This is a genomic window from Streptomyces sp. NPDC005496 (assembly GCF_042872045.1).
Taxonomy (GTDB): Bacteria; Actinomycetota; Actinomycetes; order Streptomycetales; family Streptomycetaceae; genus Streptomyces.
In genome coordinates this window covers 304,913-320,126 of sequence record NZ_JBIAJQ010000009.1, presented here as the reverse complement: position 1 = coordinate 320,126, position 15,214 = coordinate 304,913, and the positions used below count along the sequence as shown (strand labels likewise).

14 protein-coding genes and 1 pseudogene are annotated in these 15,214 nt (G+C 74.6%); 7 read left to right on the top strand and 8 right to left on the bottom strand.

From position 1 onward, the window contains the following. Nucleotides 1–85: 85 nt before the first annotated feature. Nucleotides 86–583: pseudogene (locus ACFYQQ_RS27795) on the top strand (cytochrome b N-terminal domain-containing protein); the annotation flags it as partial. On the opposite strand, the gene ACFYQQ_RS27790 reads toward ACFYQQ_RS27795, so the two are convergent. Both ACFYQQ_RS27790 and ACFYQQ_RS27785 read right to left on the bottom strand, forming a co-directional pair. Beyond that, nucleotides 558–1,535 (bottom strand): acyl-CoA dehydrogenase family protein, encoded by a 978-nt coding sequence (locus ACFYQQ_RS27790; protein WP_388905439.1) that lies wholly within the window; start codon nucleotides 1,533–1,535, stop codon nucleotides 558–560. The pseudogene ACFYQQ_RS27795 and the gene ACFYQQ_RS27790 overlap by 26 nt on opposite strands. Then, the gene (locus ACFYQQ_RS27785; RefSeq protein ID WP_388905437.1) at nucleotides 1,535–2,680 is read right to left on the bottom strand and encodes an acyl-CoA dehydrogenase family protein; all 1,146 of its coding nucleotides are present in this window, start codon (nucleotides 2,678–2,680) and stop codon (nucleotides 1,535–1,537) included. Before ACFYQQ_RS27785 ends, ACFYQQ_RS27790 begins: the two co-directional genes overlap by 1 nt. An 83-nt stretch (nucleotides 2,681–2,763) precedes the next feature. Here ACFYQQ_RS27785 and ACFYQQ_RS27780 point away from each other — a divergent pair, with 83 nt between their 5' ends. From ACFYQQ_RS27780 to ACFYQQ_RS27770, 3 genes are all read left to right on the top strand, one after another. Next, on the top strand, nucleotides 2,764–3,555 hold the full coding sequence (locus ACFYQQ_RS27780) for an SDR family oxidoreductase (protein ID WP_356170340.1): 792 nt from the start codon (nucleotides 2,764–2,766) through the stop codon (nucleotides 3,553–3,555). Nucleotides 3,556–3,630: 75 nt separating this feature from the next. Then, nucleotides 3,631–4,245: a TetR/AcrR family transcriptional regulator gene (locus ACFYQQ_RS27775; RefSeq protein WP_355793789.1), complete on the top strand. Its 615-nt coding sequence runs from the start codon at nucleotides 3,631–3,633 to the stop codon at nucleotides 4,243–4,245. A gap of 18 nt (nucleotides 4,246–4,263) precedes the next feature. Further along, nucleotides 4,264–5,421, top strand: coding sequence for an acetyl-CoA C-acetyltransferase (locus ACFYQQ_RS27770; RefSeq protein ID WP_355793791.1), 1,158 nt, complete (start codon nucleotides 4,264–4,266; stop codon nucleotides 5,419–5,421). Nucleotides 5,422–5,745: 324 nt separating this feature from the next. Here the strand turns inward: ACFYQQ_RS27770 and ACFYQQ_RS27765 are convergent, their stop codons facing one another. Genes ACFYQQ_RS27765 through ACFYQQ_RS27750 form a run of 4 tightly spaced genes read right to left on the bottom strand, consistent with a single transcriptional unit; the run spans nucleotide 5,746 to nucleotide 9,273 of the window. After that, entirely contained in the window at nucleotides 5,746–6,807 is a 1,062-nt protein-coding gene (locus ACFYQQ_RS27765) for a nitronate monooxygenase (RefSeq protein ID WP_356169126.1), read from the bottom strand. Further along, nucleotides 6,807–7,595 (bottom strand): CoA-transferase, encoded by a 789-nt coding sequence (locus ACFYQQ_RS27760; protein WP_355788450.1) that lies wholly within the window; start codon nucleotides 7,593–7,595, stop codon nucleotides 6,807–6,809. Before ACFYQQ_RS27760 ends, ACFYQQ_RS27765 begins: the two co-directional genes overlap by 1 nt. Further along, nucleotides 7,592–8,458, bottom strand: a complete 867-nt coding sequence (locus ACFYQQ_RS27755) for a CoA-transferase (protein ID WP_355788452.1) — start codon at nucleotides 8,456–8,458, stop codon at nucleotides 7,592–7,594. The genes ACFYQQ_RS27760 and ACFYQQ_RS27755 overlap by 4 nt, the downstream gene beginning before the upstream one ends. Beyond that, a complete protein-coding gene (locus ACFYQQ_RS27750; protein WP_355788454.1) occupies nucleotides 8,455–9,273 on the bottom strand; it encodes an enoyl-CoA hydratase family protein in 819 nt (272 codons plus the stop codon). The genes ACFYQQ_RS27755 and ACFYQQ_RS27750 overlap by 4 nt, the downstream gene beginning before the upstream one ends. An 83-nt stretch (nucleotides 9,274–9,356) precedes the next feature. On the opposite strand from ACFYQQ_RS27750, the gene ACFYQQ_RS27745 reads away from it, so the two are divergent. After that, nucleotides 9,357–10,106, top strand: a complete 750-nt coding sequence (locus tag ACFYQQ_RS27745) for an SDR family oxidoreductase (RefSeq protein WP_355788455.1) — start codon at nucleotides 9,357–9,359, stop codon at nucleotides 10,104–10,106. A gap of 1 nt (nucleotide 10,107) precedes the next feature. Continuing rightward, nucleotides 10,108–11,040: an SDR family oxidoreductase gene (locus ACFYQQ_RS27740; RefSeq protein WP_356238953.1), complete on the top strand. Its 933-nt coding sequence runs from the start codon at nucleotides 10,108–10,110 to the stop codon at nucleotides 11,038–11,040. A gap of 45 nt (nucleotides 11,041–11,085) precedes the next feature. Here ACFYQQ_RS27740 and ACFYQQ_RS27735 read toward each other — a convergent pair whose 3' ends face one another. Beyond that, nucleotides 11,086–11,985 (bottom strand): hypothetical protein, encoded by a 900-nt coding sequence (locus ACFYQQ_RS27735; RefSeq protein ID WP_356169140.1) that lies wholly within the window; start codon nucleotides 11,983–11,985, stop codon nucleotides 11,086–11,088. 362 nt (nucleotides 11,986–12,347) lie between these two features. Here ACFYQQ_RS27735 and ACFYQQ_RS27730 point away from each other — a divergent pair, with 362 nt between their 5' ends. Beyond that, nucleotides 12,348–13,127 carry a serine protease gene (locus tag ACFYQQ_RS27730; protein WP_356169143.1) on the top strand — a complete coding sequence of 260 codons (780 nt, stop codon included), beginning with the start codon at nucleotides 12,348–12,350 and terminating at the stop codon, nucleotides 13,125–13,127. Nucleotides 13,128–13,272: 145 nt separating this feature from the next. Here the strand turns inward: ACFYQQ_RS27730 and ACFYQQ_RS27725 are convergent, their stop codons facing one another. Next, entirely contained in the window at nucleotides 13,273–15,120 is a 1,848-nt protein-coding gene (locus tag ACFYQQ_RS27725; RefSeq protein ID WP_356238958.1) for a beta-galactosidase family protein, read from the bottom strand. Nucleotides 15,121–15,214: the final 94 nt, after the last annotated feature.

Here is a 15,214-nt window from a genome sequence, read left to right as displayed (position 1 = left end):
CCGGAGCGAGGGGACGCCCCGGGCGGGGCGGACCACCGAGTCGGGCACGGGCGAGCGGCTGGCGGACTGGGCGGACGGACGCCTCATGCACGTGCTGGTGCTGCCCGGGATCATCCTGGGGCTGATGGTCGCCCACCTGGCCCTGGTCTTCCACCACAAGCACACGCAGTTCCCCGGTCCCGGACGGGACGAGAAGTCCGTCGTGCGGATCGCCTTCTTCGTCGCGCCGGTGCTCGCCTTCGTGATCACCAGACGCGTCTGCCTGGGACTCCAGCGCCGTGACCGCGACACGGTGCTGCACGGCCGGGAGACGGGCACCGTCCGCCGCCTCCCGCACGGCGAGTACGTCGAGGTCCACGAACCGCTGTCGCAGGCACGGCGGTTCACCCTCACCCAGCACGAGCAGCCCCGGCCGTACGAGGCCGGCCCCCGCGTCGACGCGAACGGAGTCGCCCGCCGCGTCACCCTCTCCCGGCGGCTCCGCGCGCGGCCGGCCCACGCCATGCAAGGGCCGGGGACGCGGATCCCGAAGCCGACGGAGGAGGAGTACCGGGAACTCACGGGCGCCGACCACCACCGATGACGCGTGCCCGGCACTCGGACGGCGTGCCCCACGCCGTCCGCAGGGCACGGGCCCGGGTCAGCCAGAGCGAGAGGTCGTACTCGGCGGTGTAGCCGATCGCGCCGTGCAGTTGCAGCGCCGTCCGGGCCGTGGCGTACGCGCCCTCGCAGGCCAGCACCTTGGCGGCGGCCACGTCGGCCGGGTCCATGGTGAGCGCGGCACCGAACAGCATCGGCCGGGCGAACTCCAGGGCGGTCCGCGCGTCCGCGAGCCGGTGCTTGACGGCCTGGAACGAGCCGACGGGGACACCGAACTGGGTGCGCCGCCCCACGTACGCGACGGTCCGCTCCAGCAGCGTGAGCCCGGCGCCGAGCGCCTGGGCGGCGGTGGCGAGGCGGGCCCAGTCCAGGGCACGGGCGCACGCGCGGATGACGTCGGGACCGGCGGCCAGCAGGTCGCCGCCGGGCAGGGGGCGGGTCAGCCGGCGGGACGGGTCAAGGGACACGCGCACCGGCCCATGGCCGGGAGCCGCCCGCAGCTCGTCGCCGCGCACCGCGAGGACCACCCCGGCCGCCTCCCCGTCCAGCGCGTACGCGTCCCCGAAGGCCAGCGTCGCCACGGATCCGCCCGACGCCAGCGCCGGCAGCAGCCGACCGGCAGGGCCCGGGTCGTCGAGCCCCGCGAGCAGCACGGCGGCGGCCACCGTCTCCACCAGCGGACCGGGCACCGCGTGCCGCCCCGACTCGACGCAGGCGACGGCCAGTTCCACCGGCAGCGGCCCGACTCCGCCGTACGCCTCCGGCACGGCCAGCGCGAAGACGCCCGCGTCGGCCAGCCGGGACCACAGCGCCCGGCCCGGCGCCCGCTCGCCCGCACCCCAGGCCCGCACCACCGCCGGGGTGTCCGCGGACGTCAGCATCGCGTCGAGCGAGCGGGCGAAGGCACGCTGCTCGGCGTCCGGCAGGAAACGCATCACCGGCGGCCCTTCGGCAGGCCGAGCAGCCGCTCGGCGACGATGTCGCGCTGGATCTCGTTCGTGCCCGCGTAGATCGGGCCGGCCAGCGCGAAGACGTACCCCTGCGCCCAGTCGGTGCCGGACAACTCCCCGTCCGGGCCCAGCAGATCGAGCGCCGTCTCGTGCAGCGCGAGGTCGAACTCGGACCAGAACAGCTTGTTCAGGCTGGACTCCGCGCCCGGGGACTCGCCCGCTTCGGCCCGGGAGGCGTGCGCGTACGTGAAGAGCTGGTAGGCGCGGGCGCCGATCACCGCGTCGGCCACCCGGTCCCGCAGCGCCGTGTCCACGGGGTCCGCGCGCTCGTGCCAGAGCCGGGTCAGCCGGTCGGCGGCGGCGAGGAAGCGCCCCGGGGAGCGGAGCGTCAGACCGCGCTCGTCGCCCGCTGTCGACATGGCGACCCGCCAGCCGTCGCCCGGCTCGCCGATCACGTCCTCGTCCGGCACGAAGACCTCGTCCAGGAAGAGTTCGGCGAATGCGGGCTTGCCGTCCAGGCGGCCGACCGGGCGGACCGTCACCCCGGGCGACCGCAGGCCGAACATCAGATACGTCAGCCCCTGGTGCCGCCTCGGCGCGTCCGGGTCGCTGCGGAACAGCCCGAACGCCCGGTCCGCGAACGCCGCCCGCGACGACCACGCCTTCTGCCCGCTCAGCAGCCAGCCCCCGGCCGTGCGCACCGCCCGGGACCTCAGCGAGGCCAGGTCGGACCCCGCCTCGGGCTCGGACCACGCCTGCGCCCAGATGTCCTCACCACGAGCCATCGGCGGAAGGACGCGGGCGCGCTGCTCCTCCGTGCCGTGCGCGAAGAGGGTCGGGGCGAGCAGGCTGATGCCGTTCTGGCCGACCCGGCCCGGGGCGCCGGCCGCGTAGTACTCCTCCTCGAAGACCAGCCACCGGACGAGATCCGCGTCCCGGCCGCCGTACGCCGCCGGCCAGGACACCACCGACCAGCGGTCGGCGGCCAGTTCGGCCTCCCACGCGCGGTGGGCGGCGAAGCCCTCGGCGGTCTCCAGAGAGGGCAGCGGCACCGGCGGGACATGGGCGGCGAGCCAGGCCCGGGCCTCGGCGCGGAACGCCTCGTCGGCGGGGGAGTGCGTGAGATCCATGGGCGGCACCCTTCGGTGACGGGCTCGGGCCGGCGGCGGGCCGCACCTTCCCTAACAAGTGTTTGGTAGGTTAGCTTGGGGTCATGAGCGACGTCGAGAGTCCGGCGTACGTACCAGGCCACGGGCTGCTGAGCGGCCGCACCGCCGTCATCACCGCCGCCGCGGGCACCGGCATCGGCGGCGCCACCGCCCGCCGCTTCCTGGAGGAGGGCGCGCGCGTCCTCCTCGGCGACGCCCACACACGACGGCTGGACGACACCGCCCGCGCCCTGGCCGAGGAGTTCGGCGCCGCGAACGTCGCCGCCCGGCCCTGCGACGTCACCGACGAGGACCAGGTCCGGGCCCTCTTCGACACCGCCGCCGCCCTCCACGGCCGCCTGGACGTCGTCGTCAACAACGCCGGCCTCGGCGGGACCGCACCCCTCGCCGACATGACCGACGCACAGTGGTCGAAGGTCCTCGACGTGACCCTGACCGGGACCTTCCGCTGCACCCGCGCCGCCCTGCGCCTGTTCCGGCACCACGGCCACGGGGGAGTCGTCGTCAACAACGCCTCCGTCGTCGGCTGGCGCGCCCAGGCCGGACAGGCGCACTACGCCGCCGCCAAGGCCGGGGTCATGGCGCTCACCCGGTGCGCCGCGATGGAGGCCGCCGCCTACGGGGTCCGGGTCAACGCCGTCTCGCCCAGCCTCGCCATGCACCCGCACCTGGTGAAGGTCACCACCCCCGAACTGCTGGAGGAACTCACCGCCCGCGAGGCCTTCGGCCGGTACGCCGAGCCCTGGGAGGTGGCCAACGTGATCGTGTTCCTGGCGTCCGGCTACTCCTCGTACCTCACCGGCGAGGTCCTGTCCGTCAGCAGCCAGCATGCCTAGGTCGTGTCCGCGAAGTCCCGTCGTCCGCCCGGAGGGCGGGTCTTCGCGGACACGACCTAGGACGACAATGACCGTGTGCCTACCAAGAAGAAGACCCAGGTGACCGCATCGCCGGAGCGGCGCCGTGAACTCCTCGGCACGGCCGCCGAGGTCTTCGCCGACCAGGGCTACAACGCCACCACCGTACGCAAGATCGCCGACCACGCCGGCATGCTCGCGGGCAGCCTCTACTACCACTTCGACTCCAAGGAATCGATGCTGGAGGAGATCCTCCGGACCTTCCTCGACGAGCTCTGGGACGGTTACGACACCGTCCTCGCCGCCGAACTCGGGCCCCGGGAGACCCTGGAGGCCCTCGTCACCGAGTCCTTCCGGGAGATCGACCGGCACCGCGCCGCCGTCGCCATCTACCAGAAGGAGTCCCGGCACCTCGTCGCGCAGGAGCGCTTCGCGTTCCTCGCCGAATCCCAGCGCAACTTCGAGAAGGCGTGGCTCAGCACGCTCGAACGCGGCGTGGCCGCCGAGGTGTTCCGCGCCGACCTGGACATCCGGCTCACCTACCGCTTCGTGCGCGACACCGTCTGGGTCGCCGCGTCCTGGTACCGGCCCGGCGGACAGCACAGCCCCGAGGAGATCGCCCGGCAGTACCTGTCGATGGTGCTGGACGGGATCTCCCTACGCGACACGTGACCCTGGAGGGACACCGTCATGGCCGAGGCCTACATCGTCGAAGCGGTCCGCACCCCCGTCGGGCGACGCGGCGGGGGACTGGGCGGGGTGCACCCGGCCGACCTGGGCGCACACGTCCTCAAGGCCCTGGTCGGGCGGAGCGGGGTGGACCCCGCCGCCGTCGAGGACGTCGTCTTCGGCTGCCTGGACGCGGTCGGACCCCAGGCCGGTGACATCGCCCGCACCAGCTGGCTGGCCGCCGGACTGCCCGAGGAGGTGCCCGGCGTCACCGTCGACCGCCAGTGCGGATCCTCCCAGCAGGCCGTGCACTTCGCCGCCCAGGCCGTCCTGTCCGGCACGCAGGACCTCGTCGTCGCGGGCGGCGTCCAGAACATGACGCGCATCCCCATCGCCTTCGCCTCCCGCCGGGCCGCCGAACCGCTCGGCCTCACCGAAGGCCCCTTCGCGGGCAGCGAGGGCTGGCGGGCCCGCTACGGCGACCTGCCCGTCGACCAGTTCCACGGCGCCGAGATGATCGCCGCGAAGTGGGGGATCACCCGCCGCGACCAGGAGGAGTACGCCCTGGGCTCGCACCGGCGGGCCGTACGCGCCGCCGACGAGGGCCGCTTCGCCCGCGAGACCGTGGCCTACGGGCCGGTCAGCGCCGACGAGGGGCCGCGCCGGGACACCTCGCTGGAGAAGATGGCCGCCCTGAGACCAGTCGTGGACGGCGGCACGATCACCGCCGCCTGCTCCTCCCAGGTCTCCGACGGCGCCGCCGCGATGCTGCTCGCCTCCGAACGGGCGCTGCGCACGCACGGCCTGACACCGCGCGCCCGCGTCCACCACCTCTCCGTCCGCGGCGAGGACCCCGTCCGCATGCTGTCCGCGCCCATCCCGGCCACCGCGCACGCGCTGAAGAGGACCGGCATGTCCCTCGACGACATCGACCTGGTGGAGATCAACGAGGCGTTCGCGCCGGTCGTCCTCGCCTGGACGCGGGAGACCGGGGCGGACCCGGAGAAGGTCAACGTCAACGGCGGCGCCATCGCCCTCGGCCATCCGCTCGGCGCCACCGGCGTGAAGCTGATGACGACCCTGCTGCACGAACTGGAGCGCACCGGCGGCCGCTTCGGCCTCCAGACCATGTGCGAGGGCGGCGGCCAGGCGAACGTGACGATCATCGAACGCCTCTGACACGTCCGGCGTGCCTGCCGCGTCCGGCGCCTTCGACGCGGCCGACGGCTCCGGCGCTTTCGGCGCGTCCGCCTGTACGCGCGTGAGGTGCCGGAGGGCTGCCCGGGCGGGCGTGGGCCTCAAGGGGGAGGCCGGCGCCCGAGGGGCTGCCCAGGAAGGGGGAGGCCGCGCCCGAGGGACTGCCCAGGAAGGGGGAGGCCGCGCCCGAGGGACTGCCCAGGAAGGGGGAGGCCGCGCCCGAGGGGCTGCCCGGGCGGGCCTGGGCCATAGGGGGGAGCCCAGTCAGCGAGTGACCCGGAGTCGGCCCCTGGCGACACCGGTGACTCAGGGGCGGGGCGGGGCATCGGGTGTCAGCGTCCGGAGTGTCGCCTCCGCCTGCGCCATCACCCGCTCGACCAGCTCCGCGCACGACGGCAGGTCCTCGATCACGCCCGCGACCTGCCCGGCCGACATCAGCCCCAGGTCCGTACGGCCGTCGACCATCGACGCCCTGAGCAGCATCGGGGTGTTGGCGGCCATCAGCACCTGGCTCCAGGCCAGGTCCCTGCCGTGCCGCATCGCGAGTCCGTCGCGGACCATCCGGGACCAGGACAGGCCGGAGACCTTCCGGAACCCGGCGGCTCGCCACAGCGCCCGGACCAGCGACCGCGTGCGCCCCGACCGTTCCAGGGCGTCCACCAGGTCCGTCCGCAGCATCCGGTGCGGGAGACCGTCGACGGCCGTGGTGAGCGTGACGTCCTTGACCGTCGCCGCCAGGTATCTCGCCAGCACGGCGGCCGGGACCGTAGAGTCGGACGTCAGCAGGAAGCGCGTGCCCATCGCCACGCCCGCCGCCCCGTACGCCAGCGCCGCCACCAGCCCCCGCCCGTCGTGGAAGCCGCCAGCCGCCACGACCGGGATGTCCACCGCGTCCACCACCTGCGGCAGCAGCACCGTCGTCGCCACCTCACCGGTGTGCCCGCCGCCCTCGCCGCCCTGCACGATCACCGCGTCCGCGCCCCAGGCGGCCACCTTCTCCGCGTGCCGCCGCGCACCGACGGACGGGACGACGACGACCCCCGCCTCCTTCAGCTCCCCGATCAGCTCCCGCGAGGGCGCGAGCGCGAAGGACGCGACGCGCACCCCCTCCTCGACGATGATCCGCACCCGGTCACCGGCGTCCCCCGCGTCCGCGCGCAGATTCACCCCGAACGGCGCGTCCGTACGGGACTTGACCTCCCGTATCGCCTCCCGCAGCCGGCCGGGTGCCATCGTCGCGGAGGCCAGGATGCCGAGGGCGCCCGCGTTCGCCGCGGCGGAGACCAGGCGGGGGCCCGCCACCCAGCCCATGCCGGTCTGCACGACCGGATGGCGGACGCCGACGAGCCTGGTCAGCGCGGTCTCCATCAGCGCCCCGCCGGACGCGGGGCGGGCGCGGCGGGGTCGGCCACCTCGCGGTCCCGGGCACCCTCGGGGTCGACCACCTCGCGGAGCAACCGGCGCTCCTCGTCCGTCGGTTCACGGGTGCGGGGCACCTCGTCGGGGACGTGCAGCGCGAAGCCGGTCGCCGCCCGGACCTGCTCCACGGTGACGCCCGGGTGCAGGGAGGCGAGGCGCATCGCGTGGTCGGGGGTGTCGAAGTCGAGGACACCGAGGTCGGAGACGACGCGGGCGACGCGGTGATAGCGGCTCGCGCCCGGTCCCGCCGCCGCGGCCCGGTCGTACCCCACTCCGCACACCATGTCGACGGCCGCGACGAAGACGCGCGGCGAGTGCTTCGGCACCCAGTAACTGGTCGGATTGTTCAGGGTGTTGACCGGAGCGCCTCGCACGCCGAGGAGCTGGCGGACGGGCCGGGACCAGTCGCCGACGCACGCGATGTTCTGGTTGCCGAAGCGGTCGAGCTGGCTCGCGCCCATCATCACGTGCCGCCGCCCGCCGGTCACCAGGGCCAGGTGCGCGCGGTACGGCAACCAGCCCTCCGGGGTGCCGTCCGGCCCGACGAGCATCGCCTCGCCGTCCGTGAGCAGCAGGTCGGGTGCGAAGGTGAGCCGGGCCAGCCGGGCGCCGAGGGCCGGGATCACGCCCATGGGGGAGGCGAGCACCTCCCCGGCGCCGCGCCAGGTCTCGGCGCAGGCGAGCACGCAGTACTCGGCGCGGGTGGGCGGGGGAGGCGGTGCGGCGGGGGTGCTCACGAGGTCCCTTCCTTCCGCCAGGCGCGGACGGCGCGCTGGTAGTCCTGTTCGCCGCCGCTCAGGAACCGCTCGGCGAACTCGGCGTACGGCGTGCCCGCGTAGAGCCTCTGGAAGGCCTCGTCGCGTCCGTGGTCCGGGGCGCAGGACGTGAAGTGCGCGCCGCCCGGTGCCTCGACGACGCCGGTCACGTACGACCGCTTCAGCAGCAGCGTCTGCGGGGCGGCGTCCGCGGTCAGCGCGGCGGTCTCCACGAGCCGCTCGCACGAGACGTACGCGGCGTCGGCCGCCTCGCAGAACAGGTCGTCGAAGTACGGGTCGGGGCCCAGATACTGCCCGTTGCCCAGGCGGTCCGCGCGGTTCATGTGCACCAGCGCGGCGTCCAGGCGCAGGGCCGGCATGGCGACGAACTCCTCCCGGACGCCCGTCCTGGCGTCGGCGTACGGCGAGGTGACCGTCCGCAGGGCCGGGTTGACCCGCATCACGTCGGAGCCCAGGCCGGCCCGCACCGGCAGGAAGGGCAACCGGTTGGCCGCCGCGTGCAGCCCCCACATGAACATCGCCTCGTCGATCTCCGTCAGCTCGAACTCCGCCCGCTGCCGTGCCGCGCGGTAGTGCGGTTCGAGCGGGATCGAGTCGAGGGTGACGAAGGGGGTGACGAGCCTGCGGACGCGACCCGCGGCGGCGAGCAGGCCGACGTCCGGGCCGCCGCACGAGACGACGGTGAGATCGGTGATCCGGGACCGGAGCAGTGCTCTCACCAGCGCCATCGGCTTGCGGCGCGAGCCCCAGCCGCCGATGCCGAGCGTCATCCCGCTCTCCAGCCGGCCGACGGCCTCCTCGGCCGACATCCTCTTGTCGCTCATCGGACCCCCTCCGCCCCGCCCACCGGCTCACCCGCCGAAGCCGGTGCGGGTTCACCCGCCGGAGCCGGCGCAGGCTCCCTGCCGAAGCGGTCACGGACCCGGCCCGCGACCCCGCTCAGGCCGGCCTCGAAGGTGAAGCCCTGCTCGAAGCGGTAGCTGCGGCGCACGTCCACGGGGTCGATGCCGTTGATGGCGGCCTTGGCGAGCCGGACCAGACCGCCGTCCTTGGCGGCGATCTCGCGGGCCAGCTCCAGGGCCCGTGCGGGCAGTTCGCCACGCGGTACGACCCGCCAGACCGAGCCGTGCGCGTGCAGCTCGGCGGCGGTCGCCGTGCGCGAGGTGTAGTACAGGACGCGCATCAGGTGGGGCGGCACCAGCCGGGCGAGATGCGTGGCGGCGCCGAGCGCGCCCCGCTCCAGCTCGGGCAGCCCGAACGTGGCGTCCTGGCTCGCGACGATCGCGTCCGCGTTCCCCACCAGCCCGATGCCGCCGCCCAGACAGAAGCCCTGCACCGCGGCGACGACCGGCACCTCGCACTCGTACACCGCGCCGAAGGCCTCGAAGCAGCCCCTGTTCGCCCCGATCAGCGCGTCGTGCCCCTCCGTGTCCCGCTGTATCTCCTTGAGGTCGACCCCGGCGTTGAACCCGCGCCCCGTCGCCTCGAGCACGACGCAGCGCACGGCCGGGTCGCGGCCCGCGGAGCGGACGGCGTCGGCCAGCTCGAACCAGCCCCGCACCGGCAGCGCGTTCACCGGCGGGTAGTCGACCGTGACGACGGAAATCCCGGATTCCGGGGACGAGGTGGAGACACCCATGGGCGCATCAGCTACCTTTCCACCAAACGTTTGTTAGGTGCACCGTCGAAGCTAGCAGCGAACGCATCCGAGCGGGAGGCCCTGTGGACGACGCGGATCTCGGCGGCAGGACCGTCGTCGTCACCGGCGGCACCCGCGGCGTGGGCGCCGGGATCGCGCGGGCCTTCGCCGCGGCGGGCGCCGATGTCGTCGTCTGCGCCCGCAGGCCGCCGCCACGCCCGCTCCAGGGCGTCGGCTTCACCTCCGTCGACCTGCGGGACCCGGACGCCGTCCGTGACTTCTTCGACGGCCTGGCCCGCGTCGACGTCCTGGTCAACAACGCGGGCGGCACCCCGTACCGGCCGCTCGCGGACTCGGAGGCCGAGCGGCACGCGCGTGTGATCGAGCTCAACCTCACCGCGCCGCTGACCGCCTCGCTCGCCGCACGCCGGCAACTCCGGCGCGCCAAGGGGGCGATCGTGATGATCGGCAGCGTGAGCGGCACCCGGCCCTCGCCCGGCACGGCGGCCTACGGCGCGGCCAAGGCGGGACTGGAGAGCCTCGCCCGCTCGATGGCCGTCGAGTGGGCGCCCGACATCCGGGTCAACACCCTCGTCGTCGGCATGGTCCGCACTGAGCGGTCCCACCTGCACTACGGCGACGAGGACGCCCTTGCAGCCGTCGCCCGGACCGTCCCGCTCGGACGCCTCGCCGAACCCGCCGACGTGGGCCGGGCCGCCGTCTTCCTCGCCTCCGACGCCGCCGCGTACGTCAGCGGGGCGAGCCTGCTCGTGCACGGCGGCGGGGAAAGGCCCCGCTTCCTCGACGCAGCGACCGCCGGCAAGGAGGACTGAGATGAGCGCACCCCTGCTGTGCGAGGGGCGGGTCGTGGTGGTCACCGGCGCGGGCCGCGGACTCGGCCGGGCGCACGCCCTCGCGTTCGCCGCCGAGGGCGCCCGGGTCGTCGTCAACGATCTCGGGGTCGGCCTCGACGGCACCCCGGACCCGGACAGCCCGGCCGCGCGCGTGGCCGAGGAGATCCGGGCGGCGGGCGGCGCGGCCGTCGCCCACGGCGGCGACGTCGCGACCACCGAGGGAGCCGCCTCCCTCGTCCGCACCGCCCTCGACACCTACGGACGCCTCGACACCCTCGTCAACAACGCCGGATTCCTGCGCGACCGCATGCTGGTCAACCTCGGCGAGGACGACTGGGACGCCGTGCTGCGCGTCCACCTCCGGGGCCACTTCCTGCCCCTCAGGCACGCGGCGGCGCACTGGCGGGCGGAGGCGAAGGCGGGACGCCCGCCGCGGGCCCGCATCGTGAACACCAGCAGCGGCGCCGGCCTGTCGGGCTCGGTCGGGCAGGGGAACTACAGCGCCGCGAAGGCCGGGATCCTCGGGCTGACCCTGGTCGCCGCGGCCGAACTCGCGCGGTACGGCGTCCAGGTCAACGCGATCGCCCCCGCGGCCCGCACCCGCATGACCGAACAGGCCTTCGCCCAGGCCATGGCCCCGCCGGACACCCCCGGCGCCTTCGACGCGATGGCGCCCGCGAACGTGTCGCCGCTCGTCGTGTGGCTCGGCTCCGACGCGTGCGCCGGCGTCACCGGCCGGGTCTTCGAGGCCGAGGGCGGGCGCATCACGGTGATGGAGGGCTGGCGTCCCGGCCCCACCGCCGACAAGGGCGCGCGGTGGACTCCCGCGCAGGCCGGGGAGACCGCCCGGGAACTCCTGGCCGAGGCGGCGGCCCCGGCACCGGTCCACGGGTCGGGGGAGCGGACGCCGTGACGGGGGCGGCGTACGGCACACCGATGGCGGCCGGGCGCACCGGGCTCAGGTGTCGCACTCCAGCACCGTCCGGCACAGGGCGCAGCGGGCCCGCACCCGGCCGCGGACGGGGACCCGGATGCGCTGGTGGCAGGTGGGGCACGGGAACGACACCCGCAGCGGCCCGTCGCCGTCCGGCGTGAACGTGTAGGACGCGCCGGGCTGCGGGTCCGGCGGCAGCCGGTGGTCCCGGGCGTGGCGGCGGTCCTTCGCGTAGCGGCGGCGGCCCGCCCACCCGGCCGCGGTCAGCGGCGGCTGCTGCTCGTCGTGGCGGGCCCGCGCCATGCCCTTCGTGTACGCCGTGTACGCCTGCGGGCTGGTGAACCACACCGACGGGTCCTCGCCGAAGACCAGGGCCCGCTTGGCGAGCACGTAGCCGAACTCCTCCGGCGTCAGATAACCGAGCTTCTGCGAGGAGGACGCGTCCTCGCGGAAGGCGTCGAGCAGGAGCCAGCCCGCGCCGAGGTACGCCGCCGCGGTGTCCGTGAGGATCTCGTTGTCCCGGGTGCCGGGGAAGGCGAGGTCGAGGCGGTGCAGGTAGACGTGCATCACCTCGTGGGCGAGGGCGGCCCCGATGTCGCGCCGGTGGGTGCGGAAGCGGTCGTTGAGCTCGACGAAGTACTCGGGCCCAGCGGTGAGTTCGACGTTCGCCGCATGGGTCATCTCGCGGAAGCCGACGACCATCCTGGCGTCCGGCAGCCGGTAGTGCCGCACCATCTCGCGGGCCACGCGCTGGGCACCCAGATGCAGGTCGTCGGTGTCGCAGAACGCCACGTCGGCCGGGGGCACGCTGCTCGCGAACGTCTGGACGGTGTCGTAGGACAGCCGTCTCCAGAGCGCCGTGATCGCCGCCCGCACGGTGTCCAGGTGCGGGAAGCCGTGCTCGACCGGTCCGCCGTTCGCCACGTCCGCACCCCCTGAAGACGCCGGAACAGGCCCCTGGGGAGACCTGGACTCCTCTCTCCACCTTACGGGGACGGCCGCCGCGTCGGCGCGGCCGTTTCCGTGGGCGCGGCCGTTCGAGCGGACGTCGCCGGTCCGCGGCACGCCCGAAGGCCGGGTGGGCGCGGCTGAGGCTCACGGAGGCCCGAGTGCGGGACGGCCGCATTCCGGGCGGGCGTCCTCGAGGCGGACGTCCGCGGCCCGTCGTGGCCGGAAAGGGCGCCTTGTGGGGCGGGTGCGGCCGTCTCGATAATCCAACCGCGAGTTGGCGGGGTCATGCCATAAGACCCGGCTTCCTCGCGCAACCCCCCACGAAAGGAAGCACGTTGAAGTCTCTCCGGAAGTTCACCGGGCTCAGACGGCTCCTCGCGGCCGGCGCCGTGACCCTCGCCGCCGTCTCCCTCCAGCCCCTGTCCGCCCAGGCCGCGCCCCAGCCCGTCGTCGGCGGGACCCGGGCCGCGCAGGGCGAGTTCCCGTTCATGGTCCGCCTCTCCATGGGCTGCGGCGGCGCCCTGTACGCCAAGGACGTCGTCCTGACCGCCGCCCACTGCGTCAACGGCTCCGGCAGCAACACCTCCATCACCGCCACCGCCGGCGTCGTCGACCTGCAGAGCAGCGGCGCGACCAAGGTCAGGTCCACCAAGGTGCTCCAGGCCCCCGGCTACAACGGCAAGGGCAAGGACTGGGCCCTCATCAAGCTCGCCCGGCCCATCGAGCTGCCCACCCTGAAGATCGCCACCACCACCGCGTACAACAACGGCACCTTCACCGTCGCCGGATGGGGAGCCGCGCGCGAGGGCGGCTCCCAGCAGCGGTACCTGCTCAAGGCCGCCGTCCCCTTCGTCGACGACGCCACCTGTCGTCAGGCGTACGGCAGCGACCTCGTGCCCGGCGACGAGATCTGCGCGGGCTTCCCGCAGGGCGGCGTCGACACCTGCCAGGGCGACTCGGGCGGACCCATGTTCCGCAAGGACGACACCGGCGCCTACCTCCAGGTCGGGATCGTCAGCTGGGGCGAGGGCTGCGCGCGGGCCGGGTACCCCGGCGTCTACAGCGAGGTGTCGACCTTCGCGGCCGACATAGCGCGGGCGGCGGCCGGACTGTAACCACCGTCGCCACACCGCTCGGGCCCCGTCCGGGCCCGAGCGGCACCCCGAGCGGCACCCCGAGCGGCACCCCGGGCGTCCGCGCCGCCGCCAGGACCCGGGCCACGCCCCCCGCCCGGTCGCCGACGCCACCCCTCTCCCGGCGTCACCCCGTCCCGGCGCCCGCCCGCGACTCCGCCGCACCGGACCGCGACTCCGCCTCGGCCGGGGCGCGCAGCACCGGCGACGGCACCGCCGCCACCGCACCGGCCGCCTCCGGGAGATCCGGGGCCTGCGCACCGGCGCCCTCGCACTCCAGCACCCACACCTCGTTGGCCCCCTCCCGCAGCACCGGCCCGGGCACGTACAGCGCCCGCTGCGGTCCGACGGACCAGTACCGGCCCAGGCAGAAGCCGTTGACCCAGGCGAACCCCCGCGTCCAGCCCGGGAGTTCGAGGAACGCGTCACCCGCGCCGCGCACCGTCACGGTGCCGCGGTACAGCCCCGGGGCGCCGCTCGCGGGCACCGGCGTGAAGGGGACGGAGCCCACGTCGTCCAGCGCGTCGAGCCGCAGCCCGCGCGCCCGCACCCCGTGCAGGTACTGCCGCTCGTGCAGCAGCCCGCCGGTGACGCCCTTCGGCTCGCCCGTACGCGGCCCGTAGTTGACCCGCCCCAGGGACTCCACCCACACCTCCACGCGCGCCGGCCCCGCGACCGGCTCCCGGAGCTGCTCGTCGCCCTCCGACAGCACCCCCGCCCGCACACCGTCGACATTCACCACGGCGAGGTCCCGCAGGCCGCGCAGGGTCAGCGGACGGGGCTGCCGGGGCCCGGGAACGCTCACCTCGTACTTCACCAGCCCCCGGTCCACGTCCAGTTCCTCGAACGTCGGCGGCATCGCGTACTCGCCCTCCGGACCGCCCACCGCGTCCAGCACGGTGTCCAGGGACGCCCACCCCTCCAGCGCGGCCACCGCGGACGCCCCCAGCTCCGGCGGGGCCGGCGGCACCTCCGGCGGCGGCCCGTCCGCGTACGCGGCGAGCACCTCACGGAAACGCCAGAACTTCTCGGTGGGGCGCCCCAGTTCGTCGACCGGCGCGTCGTAGTCGTACGACGTCACGTCCGGCTCCAGCGGCCCCTCGTGCAGCTCGCCCCCACCCCGGTTGGCGCCCGCCCAGCCCCCGAAACTCGTACCGCCGTGCGCCATGTACAGGTTGACCGACGCCCCGCACTCCAGGATCTCCCGCAGCGCCGACGCCGCCTCCCCGGGATCGCGTACGACGTGCTCGGCGCCCCAGTGGTCGAACCAGCCGCACCAGAACTCCATGCACATCAGCGGGCCCCGCGGACGGTACCCGCGCAGCTCCGCGAACGCCTCACGCGCCCGCGAACCGAAGTTCACCGTCGCCAGGACCCCCGGGACACCGCCGCCCGTCAGCATGTGGTCCTCGGGACCGTCCGAGGTGAACAGCGGCACACACACGCCCTCGGCCCGCAGCAGGTCCGCCAGCCACCGCAGATACACGGCGTCGGAACCGTAACTGCCGTACTCGTTCTCGACCTGCACCATCAGCACCGGCCCACCCCGGTCGACCTGCCTCGCCACCACCTCCGGCAGCAACCGCCGGAACCAGCGCCCCACCGGCGCCAGGAAACGCTCGTCGCGGCTGCGCAGCGCGACACCGGAACCCGTCAGCCAGTGCGGCAGCCCCCCGTTCTCCCACTCCGCGCAGATGTACGGCCCCGGACGCACGATCGCCCACAACCCGGCCTCCCGCACCGCGTCCAGGAACCGGCCCAGCCGGCCCACGTCGGCGAAGCGCCCCGGGGACGGCTCGTGGAGATTCCACGGCACGTACGTCTCCACGCAGTTGAGGCCCATCGCCTTCAGCATCCCCAGCCGGTGCCCCCACTGCGCCTCGTGCACCCGGAAGTAGTGCAGCGCCCCGGACAGCAGCCGCACCGGCCGCCCGTCCAGCAGAAAATCCTCGTCCCCCACCGTGAACTCGCTCATGCCCACCACCCTCACCCCCTGGCGGGAGCCACGTCCATGGACAAAGATCAGCGCGGGTTGGACCAATCGAAGACCCCCGGAACAGCCCCCGAGC

What these genes read in the sequence shown, in the direction of transcription:
- ACFYQQ_RS27785 (WP_388905437.1), bottom strand. Translation starts at nt 2,680, where the DNA reads ATGGATCTCACGCACTCCCCCGCCGACGAGGCGTTCCGCGCCGAGGCC.
- ACFYQQ_RS27755 (WP_355788452.1), bottom strand. Translation starts at nt 8,458, where the DNA reads ATGAGCGACAAGAGGATGTCGGCCGAGGAGGCCGTCGGCCGGCTGGAG.
- ACFYQQ_RS27780 (WP_356170340.1), top strand. Translation starts at nt 2,764, where the DNA reads ATGAGCGACGTCGAGAGTCCGGCGTACGTACCAGGCCACGGGCTGCTG.
- ACFYQQ_RS27790 (WP_388905439.1), bottom strand. Translation starts at nt 1,535, where the DNA reads ATGCGTTTCCTGCCGGACGCCGAGCAGCGTGCCTTCGCCCGCTCGCTC.
- ACFYQQ_RS27740 (WP_356238953.1), top strand. Translation starts at nt 10,108, where the DNA reads ATGAGCGCACCCCTGCTGTGCGAGGGGCGGGTCGTGGTGGTCACCGGC.
- ACFYQQ_RS27750 (WP_355788454.1), bottom strand. Translation starts at nt 9,273, where the DNA reads ATGGGTGTCTCCACCTCGTCCCCGGAATCCGGGATTTCCGTCGTCACG.
- ACFYQQ_RS27770 (WP_355793791.1), top strand. Translation starts at nt 4,264, where the DNA reads ATGGCCGAGGCCTACATCGTCGAAGCGGTCCGCACCCCCGTCGGGCGA.
- ACFYQQ_RS27765 (WP_356169126.1), bottom strand. Translation starts at nt 6,807, where the DNA reads ATGGAGACCGCGCTGACCAGGCTCGTCGGCGTCCGCCATCCGGTCGTG.
- ACFYQQ_RS27725 (WP_356238958.1), bottom strand. Translation starts at nt 15,120, where the DNA reads ATGAGCGAGTTCACGGTGGGGGACGAGGATTTTCTGCTGGACGGGCGG.